This is a genomic window from Ancylothrix sp. D3o (assembly GCF_025370775.1).
In the GTDB taxonomy this organism is placed as follows: Bacteria; Cyanobacteriota; Cyanobacteriia; order Cyanobacteriales; family Oscillatoriaceae; genus Ancylothrix.
On the sequence record NZ_JAMXEX010000050.1, the window covers coordinates 1 to 10,298 of the forward strand.

General features: G+C 40.4%; 7 protein-coding genes and 1 pseudogene. 1 reads left to right on the top strand and 7 read right to left on the bottom strand.

The genetic code is table 11. The features are described 5' to 3' along the window. From NG798_RS25790 to NG798_RS25820, 7 genes are all read right to left on the bottom strand, one after another. Nucleotides 1-734 (bottom strand): hypothetical protein (locus tag NG798_RS25790; protein ID WP_261226592.1); only part of this gene is annotated, 734 nt, incomplete at its 3' end. A gap of 20 nt (nt 735-754) precedes the next feature. Next, nucleotides 755-1,585 (bottom strand): hypothetical protein, encoded by an 831-nt coding sequence (locus tag NG798_RS25795; protein ID WP_261226593.1) that lies wholly within the window; start codon nt 1,583-1,585, stop codon nt 755-757. 118 nt (nt 1,586-1,703) lie between these two features. After that, nucleotides 1,704-4,418, bottom strand: coding sequence for a hypothetical protein (locus NG798_RS25800; protein ID WP_261226594.1), 2,715 nt, complete (start codon nt 4,416-4,418; stop codon nt 1,704-1,706). Further along, on the bottom strand, nt 4,418-4,732 hold the full coding sequence (locus NG798_RS25805) for a hypothetical protein (protein ID WP_261226595.1): 315 nt from the start codon (nt 4,730-4,732) through the stop codon (nt 4,418-4,420). Before NG798_RS25805 ends, NG798_RS25800 begins: the two co-directional genes overlap by 1 nt. A gap of 1 nt (nt 4,733) precedes the next feature. Then, on the bottom strand, nt 4,734-5,297 hold the full coding sequence (locus NG798_RS25810) for a hypothetical protein (protein WP_261226596.1): 564 nt from the start codon (nt 5,295-5,297) through the stop codon (nt 4,734-4,736). A 1,129-nt stretch (nt 5,298-6,426) separates the two neighbouring features. Further along, nucleotides 6,427-8,313 carry a PAS domain S-box protein gene (locus NG798_RS25815; protein WP_261226597.1) on the bottom strand — a complete coding sequence of 629 codons (1,887 nt, stop codon included), beginning with the start codon at nt 8,311-8,313 and terminating at the stop codon, nt 6,427-6,429. Between the two features lie 10 nt (nt 8,314-8,323). Further along, nucleotides 8,324-9,556 (bottom strand): hypothetical protein, encoded by a 1,233-nt coding sequence (locus NG798_RS25820; RefSeq protein WP_261226598.1) that lies wholly within the window; start codon nt 9,554-9,556, stop codon nt 8,324-8,326. Nucleotides 9,557-9,903: 347 nt separating this feature from the next. Between NG798_RS25820 and NG798_RS25825 the strand changes: the two are divergent. Further along, nucleotides 9,904-10,298: pseudogene (locus tag NG798_RS25825) on the top strand (hypothetical protein); the annotation flags it as partial.

Below are 10,298 nucleotides of genomic sequence, written 5' to 3' on the forward strand. Positions count from 1 at the left end.
AATGAACCACCCACCGCTAGAGGGCCAAGTAAAGCAGTAAGTAACCACGAAATTTCTACTACCCACTGAAAAGCAATTGAAAATGATATTAACCAACCGCGTATCGCCATCTGAATTGCGCTATTAATCTGAGATAAAATAAAGCGACCATCGAAAGCATTAGATACCCATTGTTGGAAACCTTCTGATTGATTTTGGGGCGCAACTTGTTGGGCTTGTTGTTGAACACGCTGCACACAATCAGATTGTTGAGTTGGATCTGCTATGCCGGCACATTGAGCAAGTTGGCCACGAATAGCATCCGCTGCACCCGTTTCTGCCATTACTTGTTGGTAAGCTTCTTGCAATCGAACAGATGCGGAAGTTGATTCTAATAATGCTTGATTTGTTTGATTAATCATGGCCCGCATCCCCCTGGTAAAATCTGCTAAAACTATGGCATTATTAGCAAGAAAAACAATTACAATTAGGGGCCAAATTAATTCAGCAATTGCTTGATTACCATTCCCCCCATCTATCATCTGTCTCGTCCATTGCACCATAAATAAGAGCAATGTCCCCACAGCAAATAACACTCCTAATCTGGCAATTGCTGCATACAATCCCCCACCTAAAACATCTTCCCAGAGGCCGTTCATGGCTTCAGCAATGGCTTCTGCGGCTACGGCTGAATCCTCTGTAATTTGGGCTGCTGACTCCCCATAAGAGCCACTACCAATCTGTGCTAAAACCATGAACAACACAGCGATCCTCCTCAAAATAAGCGGGCTTTAGAAGCAGTTTCCAAATTTTGTAAACCGGCAGCCCCTAGTTCACTTTGTTGTTGTTGGCGTTGGCTATCAACTGCTCTGGAGATATTGGTAAGATTGACGTTTGCTAAATCTTGGGATTGTTGCGATTTTAGAGCATCAGTTCTTTGTGCTCCCAATAATGCACTAATCTCTTGATTTTGAGCAGCCATTCTTTTCATTACATCTTGGGTAACTACATCATCTTGTGCTTGTTGGCTTAAACTACCTACTGAATTAACAGAATTTTGGGTAGCCGCTACTTGTTGCTGTTGCTGTTGTTGCCCTTCAATTGATAATGTTTGAGCAGCGTTAGCACGGGTAGATTGCCGATCTATTTCATTAGCCACACGATCTGAAGAAAACAGTTGAGAATCATTTAACCCCAACATACCCTCAATATCAGTGCGAGATTGTTGGGGGTCTGGTAATCCTAATGACCCAATTGCACCATTGACAGCAGCTTCAATATCAGCATTTAATGATTGAGCAATTTGTTGCAGTTTTGTGTTAAGTGTATCATTCACAAAATCTTGAATTGCGTTCACTTGCTGGTTAAATTGCTGTACAATTTGCTCTAACGGATTACCCTGTTGTTGCTGCGTCATCTGATTGGTTTGAGCAAAAGCCTCCTCAAGCATCAATGGCGAAATTACAATTGTTGGAATTGCTACTAAAGTTACCGCTACTTTCACCGTATTAGTAACCATCTGTGTACGAATTGAAGTTGTTTTAACCACCGGCGCTGGGGGAACATTAGACTTAGAATTAGACTTTGACTTATTTTGCTTAGCCATTGGTTTTACCTCAACGTGATTGGGCTAATTGACGAGAGAATTGAGTAAAAGTAATGAGAATTACTCAACGCGATTGTACTAACTGACGAGATAATTGAGTAAAAGTAATGAAAATTACTCAACGTGATTGTACTAATTGACGAGAGAATTGAGTGAGAGCAATAAACTTATCAGGGTATTGTTTCATTACTTCATTTCTGGCTTGTTGTTCGGAAGGATTATTAGCAACTACTGCCAACAATTGAATGCTTGGATAATACCGGCATTCGGTATAGCTACCATTGTCATCTAGCAGCCATTTTGAATAAATCCCTTCTCGTTTTGGGAAGAATGCCTCTGTTGCATTTTTGCCAACAATTTCTCTGGGATATTTCAAAATATTGACAAAGCTATCAACGGCGGAGGGTTGTATTCTGCCTACCAGACGAGTGTTGATATTCTGGAAAACTTTGGCGGCGGCTGGACTTTTAGCAATGGTATCCGGGTCTTGTGCTGATAAAATTACTCGAATTCCTGATTTTGCACCATTGGCACATAGCCGACCAATTAAATTAGAAATCGCAGCAAATTCAAACAAAATGGGGCTTTCATCAATGAAGAAAATTGAGGCCGGTGCTGACAATGCTTTTCTTAATGCTGCTGAATATGCAGATTGGGCAATAATTGCAGCATCTTCATCATTTGATAAATTCCGCAGTGCAAATACCAGCAATTGAGCATCTGTACGGAAGGTAGAAGGTTGAGCAATGGCTTTCCCTACTCTGGAAGTTTCCCAGAATCTCAATCGCAATTTTATGCGCTCAATTGCTGTTTTAGTATCCCCAGGAACGGCATCTAATCGCAGTCTTTCTTGTGAACAATAACCAATGAAATCGCTTAATGTTGGCATTGTTTGCCATTCAGCAGAACCTAACCCATATTTAAAGGCTTCGGCATAGCGGTCACGGATTTGTACATCACCAAAAAATGCTTTTAATGCCAATCCCAATACACTGCGAATAGTGTCTACCAAGACTGTATTTTCTGTTTGACCGGCCCTTGTTCCGAGTACCATTCCCTGTAAAGCGGTGAGCAGAAAGTCTAGGTAATCATCCATCCGTTCTTTCTGCATTTTGTCTGGTAATCCTTTTAAATTAGGTAATTCAAAAAGATTATTAGCCTCAGAACCAATATCGAAATAAGCGCCTTCTTTACTTAAGAAACGGGTGTAATCTGAGAATGTTGATGTCCCATCTGGTTTAGGATAATCTAGGATTACAACGGGCATCCCCATCGCTAACGCATGAGTAATTATGCCAGAGGCTAATACTGATTTACCGCTACGAGTTGTCCCAAATAAACCTACATTACGATGAGCTTTGTAGAGGTCAATATGGACGGGTGTCCCCCCTTCTTCTGCTACCAATTCAAACCCAGTTTTATCAGCATCTTTGGTACGCACAAACGGGATAAGGCCAGGGGCTTCTCCTGATAGATAAAGTTGGCGTCGGTTGAAAGGGACTGCCAGTAATCTATCCCATACTATCGGCAGACATTGCCACCATACTTTCCAAGGATATTCTGTTTCTCTTAATACCCAGGCCGGTGAGACAAACAATGATTGGAAATAACGACAAGCATCATCGAGTTTGCTGCGGGTATCACGGTAAATTAGGAAAGCTAACCCTACATAAATTGGTACGTCACCCTCATAAATAGATTCAAGGGAGGCTACCGATTTCTTGATGTTCAGCATTGCTTTTACATCCACACTTTGTTTCTCTGCTGATAATTCAGTGGCGGCTATTGATTGTTTAGCAATGCGTTGCATATTTGTCTTAATCAAGTTATCATTAGCCCTTGATAACTGGCAGACAATTTCAGTATCGTAGACAGCATCTCTGGCAATGGCTTCCCAAAGATAGCGCATTTGGCGGGATTTATTAAGCCATCCTCCAGGCTTTTCTAGGAAGGTGAGAACCCCTATATATTTGCCATTAGAATGCACCCACTGCCGGTCAGCCACCGGCACGGAAGATGGGGATTCCATTAAGACGGTTACGGGATGCCATTCGCTGTACACTTCCTCTCGTAGTCCAGCTTCATCTAAAACTACGAGTTGTGGAATTTGGCGGGGTACTGTTGAATTAAACCGGCTCCACAATTGCTCCCATAATTCAGTTTCACTATATGGACGAACAACTAATCCCATTTTATTAGAGAGTAATTGTTGCCATAATTGGTAGCCATCTGTGTAGGCTGAACGCAGAATTTGCTCGATGTGGAAAAAGCGCATTTCGTCATATTCACCAGTAAACTTTTTCCACGATTTTTCCGATTTCAGCAACATTTTTTCGATGGGATCTGCCGCACCAAATGATTCAGGGTCTACAGTATATGAACAGTAGAGGCGGAGGTATTTTGGTTTGCGAATACCTTTATCATTTAGCTGGCGTACTCTTGCTCGTTCTGCCATTACTAAATACCGCAGTTCATTGCTAAGAACACCATCAAATAATTGTCTGAGTTCGTTCTGGCGGTCGGTATCGTCTGTAAAGCTGCCTAAATTTACTGTCAGGGTTTCACCGGGTGGGATGTCTTTTAAGCCAACCTCAAGTGCATCAAATACTGGATCTATTTCTTCTGAACGTAGGGTTGGATGGACACCTTGACACTCAAAACCGAAAATGATTTTGAAGGCATTTTGACCTTTTTGTAAAAGATACGCCCCAATGTTGGCCCCAAAAAAGCCGAACTTTAACATAGAAACCAAGTCGGAGGCGTCTTCTATTGGTGTCAGTCGTACTGATTGTTGTTCGCCAGTTTTTACTTTCCTTTTGCCAATTTTTACCATTATTTCCTCGCTTTGGTTCTAACAGTAACCCGTTGATATAATGCAAAGCCTCTTGACCAAGTGGGCACCGGCAGGAATTTGGAAAGAAAACGCCATGCTTTGCTACCTGTCAGTACCCACCAACTAGAAATTCCCCACGCCATTATTATGCCTGTCCATACCCAATTTAGGCCTAATAAAAGCTTACAAATCCAGTAGGAAAGCATGGCTATTGCAATCCAAGGTAATAATTGATCTGCTGGAAATGGGCCAAAGTTTGGTTGTGCACCTAGCATTTGATTGACTTTACGAAAAGATGATTTTTCTTCACTCATGTTATGCAGCAGCACCACCAGTAATCACTTGGGTAATAACATCGGCAACTGTTACAGCGACGACAATAATTAAGGGTGTTCTTGCTAAGGTTTGCCAGTCTTGATCTTGCCGTGCTGCTTGTACAACTTGTACTAAAGAAATGCCAACATAAAGCAAGAATAATGCTCGCAATACGTTGAAAACTATGGGTACAACTGTTTCTGCGCCAGGGAAAACTCCTAACAGCCAGCTTTCTGCTGCGGTAAAAAATTGGGCACCGGCTGGGGCAGAAAATACCTCAAGCCAAAATATAGCAAACACCCACAAGAATATACTGGGAGATAAACCATAGCGCATCAATATTTTATGTTGCGCTGATAAAAATTGGGATTTCTTACCGTAAATAATCAGCAATCCCCAGAACGCGGCAAGGCTAAACAAGCCTACCAAAATTGATGCAAATGCTCCTCCTACTGCTAAGTTCAGAATTAGCAACACTGTCGCCAATAGCAGTAATTCATTGGTTTGCAAAAGCTGTTTTGTGGGTTTTACACGACCCCCAGAAGAAGCGAATTTTGAAATCATAAAGTGCTCCCTAACACGCACTATCAATATGAATGTTTTTAGAATCACTCCTAATCCTCAAGAGTGCCATCTACCGATAGCAGTAAATTATTTCAAGAGCCTGTCTATGTCTTAGAGGATAGCCTTTTTTCCTAGAAACCCTAATTTTCTCGTAACTAATAAAAGGTAGGCAATTTTAGTAAACTATTGTTAAAAACATTACCCTAATTTTCCCCTAATTCTTCCCTAACTATTTCCAATAATTTTGCTCTAATTTTACCCTAAATTTTATCAAGTTTTGTCCCCTAAGTTGTCCCCTAAGTAACCCCTAATTTAGCATCTATCTTTAGTCTTAGGAAGCGGGGGAGCCGGTTTTTCAACATTCTAACCTCAGAAATATTGACTTGTCCCAAAACCAATCCCTACAAGCGTTCCACGTTTTGTTTCAGAGAGCATGGAAGGGCCATAAATGTTAGTTTAATGGTAAGTGTGTCTGTTCGTTAATCCTGCATTTAAGAATTGTTGACCCTAAATATCTAGGGCAAATATAGGGAATTTCCCCCTAAATTCCTGTTGCTGATTTAGGGATACGCTGCTCTAAAACTTAGGGGAAATAATTTAGGGCATTAAAACCCTAGATATTTGGCGGAGGATTAGGATAAAACTTACCCTAAATCATGCCGGTAAAAAAGTTAAGGTATGGCCAACCCTAATTTAGGGAACCCAGACTTAGGGAAAGTGCTACCCTAAATTATGACATTAAAAAAGTTAAGGTATGGCCAACCCTAATTTAGGGAGCCTAGAGTTAGGAAAAAGGCTACCCTAAATCATGGCGAAAAAAAGTTAAGGTATGGCCAACCCTAATTTAGGTAGTCTACGATTAGGGAAAGGGCTGTCCTAATTTATGTAGCCTACGATTAGGGGAGGGGTGAAGCTTTGAAAAACTGTTCTGGTAGCCCGTACCATTTTTAACAACGGAGTAGACGCGACAGGACACGGAAAGAACTGTGCTCTCGTTAATTAGACCTCATGCAAAAATCATAGTCTGGCTACACAAATGCGTAGCCCAACTATGATTTTACTGATAAATTCAAACGCAAATGCGTAGCCCCAAAAGCCAAATATTGACTTCTGCAAGAGGCTTATTGTATCAGGAGAGTAGACGGGACAGCAGACAACCAAGAGCGCGAATAAAAGTTTGAGTGTCTGTATCCCAATCAGGTGTTTTCTTCCAGAACAGTAAAACCATCTTAGTTCGCTCATTACCACAGCTAAAGCGGATAACACCGGCATCAACAAACTCTAATTTTTCAGATTGGCCACAACTCTCTACATCTAGTTTCATTGGCGCTGAGGTGGGAAAATTATCAGTAGCTTGGATATTGACCCCATTACCCGAATCCCACAAACAACAAATGCTTGCATCTAACACTTTTTTTATCTCAAATAGAAGAGAAGATTCCACACATTTGAGGGGTGAGGATGTAGCTAATTTTGATAGTAGTCGAGATTTGGCCTGCTCCCGTTTTAAAATATCAACAGTTTCTTTTAGCTGGTAATCAGCATGATAGGCATCAGTTTTCTCAATAGAAAAGCCTACCACTCCTTTTATCGTCTTATCAACATCATCAATAATTGGCTGGGCTACACTTGAGTACACATGATTTCCTATTTTACTAACCCATTGTGCCGACCGGCCTTGCAAGCATTCTTTCAGGCTATAAAAAACGTCTGGGTATTCTTTATACAAACTAAACACTGATTTCCCTACAACTTCGCCTGGTTTTAAGCCTAGTCGTTCTAACCCTTTCCCTTCTGATAGAGTAAATATCCCATCAGTATCTATGGCATAGAGGATAATATCTGTCCTATCCACCACTGCTTGTAATAAATTTTTATGCTTTAAAAACTCTTGCCTCAATTCAGCTTCATCTGTAATATCTCGGATAATCACCAGAACTTCCGTATTATCAGTCATAGTAATCCTTGCTTCATAATGATAAAGCTTTGAATTTTCTTCTAAAGAATAAACCATCTTTTGAGGAGTGCCGGTAAGACGAGCATTATTTATCGCATCCATTGCTTTTGTAGCAATTGGGGCCGGTAAAACGGCAGTCAGGGGTTGACCAATGATTTTATCTAAAGGCAAATAAGGAGTTTTACCAGATGGTGAAATAAAGTCTATGTAACGTCCTTCGCGGTCTAGCCTAATTAAAATGTCAGGAACTGCTTTAATCAATGAGGCATTAATGGCTTCACTTTCTGCCAATTTTTGTTGAGCAAGGAAGCGCTGAGTAACATCCCGACAATTCAAAGCTATACCGGCGACATACCGATTGTTTATATAGTTAGAAACAACGGCTTCAAGATACCGTTTTTCTCCTTTACCGTTCCGCACACAAAACTCTATTGTTAGAGATGGCGAGTCATGCAATTGTTGCACCAATTGTAATGCGGATATAACAGCCGTCCGAGATTCCAAACATACCCAGTCTAATAAATTTTGTCTAATATCGGGCGCATATAGCTGACCAAAAAATTGCTTGGCGGAACTGCTGGCATAACAAATAGAGTATGTTTCATCTAAAATCAGGTAAATATCGCTACTCATTTGGGCAAGCATTCGCCATTTAGCCTCAGAAGTCATTAAAGCTTCTTGAGCTTGTTTTGTTGTCGTTATATCACTTACCATCCCCATAATAAAACGTGGTGTATGTCCTTCATAAAAAACTTCAGAGTTTCCAATTAAAGTATGCCAAACTCCCTGATAAAATACTCTAATTTCAATTTCTTCTAAACTGGAAACATTATGGGAGCTAAACAGTTTTTCGGCCATTCCATAATCTTCTGGGTGTACCATGTCCAGCAAAAGATTTAGCAGGTTTTCTGATCCATCTGGTGTTAGCCATTCTTGGATGATTCCAAACAATTTTAAATCGCCTTTCTCTAAATCCCAATACCAACTCCCTACACCCATCTTTTTGAGGAAATTGGAATAAAAGGCAGCCGTTGTGATATCAAGAGCTAGACTCATCATATTTTTCTCCTTACTTTTGCTCAGTTACATTAAATAAGTAGGCAAGTATTGTAGTTTCAGGTAGTGCCCTAGAACAAGCTTCTAAACGAATAAAGAAGCGGCGGGCTACTGAACAATTCAGATTACCAACGCTCGGAGAATTAGCAACGGCAAAGGAAATTTCAGACATTAATTCTAAAATAGCGCGGGCCCCATAAAATGATTTAATTTGATAAGTATCTTTGCGGTAAGTTAAAATTGTTGTCCGCTCTATTTTATCTGACAATACTACTAAATCATTATTGATGGTTAACTCCCATTTTTTACCCGTCACCGGAAACTCGCTAAGCAGAATCCACTGTTTCAAACATTTAATAAATTGATCTGTTTGTTCTGGGGCAATGTTAAGGATAACTTTTGGTCTAGGCTGCTGGGTTAAATCTATCTTTTTAGAGGTTTTTTGAACCGACTCTTTATCTACACGAGAATGTTCAGCTAATCTTGTAGGAGCATGGCTCTGCTCTTTATCTACACGAGACTGTTCAACAATTGCACGAGAATGTTCATTTTTATTCTTACCATGCTGAGGGTACAATTCAAGCGGTGCGGTAGAGGAAGTTATTTGTCTGGGTTGAGAAATTCTTTTTTCTGATGCAATAGATTTGTCTACAGAGGATTCTTTGGTTTGGGGGAGAAATGCGGGTTCTGTTTCTTCTCCATCCGCCGGCACAATTTCTATAAAATGCCACTCTTTTTTAGAAAAAGCTGTCTTAAAACAATCGGGGAAATTATAATAGGTAACACTTCCATTAACCTCTGCTTTTAAAAATATATCTTTATCATTTTGAAGACAAAGTTCCAAAATCTTAATATTTTTTTCACCAAGAGAAGTTTTAGCATCACGCGGCTGCATTCGATAGGTTTTTCCAATTTCTAACGGCAGTCTGCCAATATATTTATCTGGAACATCACGCCGCGTCGAACGCAAGTAAATATAAACTTTGCCGTCAATTCGCTTATGTTCAATGCGAAAGCGCATAATCGGTCTTACTTCATCGCCGGTGGTTGGTGATAAGCCCTCCTCCAACATTATCTCATGTAGATTATCTCTAATTATCAGGAGGTGTTCTGCTTCAAAAATTCCACTATCCAATAACTGTAGAATAACTCTCACTGCTTCATCTGGTGATAAAGAGTTTAGGTAAGATGTTAATAAATCAAACTCGCTTGTTCTGGCGCTAAAAGAGCGTTTAAAAGCCATCATAGCTTCCTTGGTAATTTCTAATGTTTGTAATTAGCTTAACATAAAGTCAACAGCCTGAACCCTGTCTATCGATAGGTTTTCAGCCAGATAAGTGCTTATAAAATAAATAATACATACTAATTTTTCTCCCTGTAATGAAAAAACTGTACCCGGTAGTAATCATCCCCCAAAGTTTAGAAAAGCTGCTCCCTGATAGAAAAAAGCTATCTCCAGTACAAACAAATCGAATTCACCTAATAACGAAAACAGAAGTAAGGAAAAAAGATGATTTAGCCTGGCTGTACTGGGCTGTCGTAATGGGTTGTCTGGGGGGAATAAGTGTCCTTCTAATACTGAAGGTACATCTTATGGTCATTATAATATTAGCCATTATTGCTTCTGGGCTCATTGGCTGCATTTTAATTTACGAAAGTTTATATAACTGGGAACCGGCCCCCCCAGTAGAGACATTCAGCCGGAACGTCTCTCCTTCTTCAGAAGCCGACGGGTACAGACGTTCCAGCGGAGCGTCTCTACTCAAACAATTTACGGCTCAATCATTGTTAAAACCGGCCCCACAAAATAGACAAAACACGACCACCGGCCCATCTGAATTATTATTCGAGGATACGCTGAAGAAACACTTTACAGTCAAGGCCGGTGTACCATTTGATATTCCAGATTCCGATAAACAATATGTGGCGGATTTTATCGTCATTGATCCCACCACCGGCATTAGTATTGATGTCGAAATTGATGAACC

Bases quoted from the DNA above. Each gene is read 5' to 3' on its own strand.
- NG798_RS25820 (WP_261226598.1), bottom strand. From the start codon at position 9,556: ATGATGGCTTTTAAACGCTCTTTTAGCGCCAGAACAAGCGAGTTTGAT.
- NG798_RS25805 (WP_261226595.1), bottom strand. From the start codon at position 4,732: ATGAGTGAAGAAAAATCATCTTTTCGTAAAGTCAATCAAATGCTAGGT.
- NG798_RS25815 (WP_261226597.1), bottom strand. From the start codon at position 8,313: ATGATGAGTCTAGCTCTTGATATCACAACGGCTGCCTTTTATTCCAAT.
- NG798_RS25810 (WP_261226596.1), bottom strand. From the start codon at position 5,297: ATGATTTCAAAATTCGCTTCTTCTGGGGGTCGTGTAAAACCCACAAAA.
- NG798_RS25795 (WP_261226593.1), bottom strand. From the start codon at position 1,585: ATGGCTAAGCAAAATAAGTCAAAGTCTAATTCTAAGTCTAATGTTCCC.
- NG798_RS25800 (WP_261226594.1), bottom strand. From the start codon at position 4,418: ATGGTAAAAATTGGCAAAAGGAAAGTAAAAACTGGCGAACAACAATCA.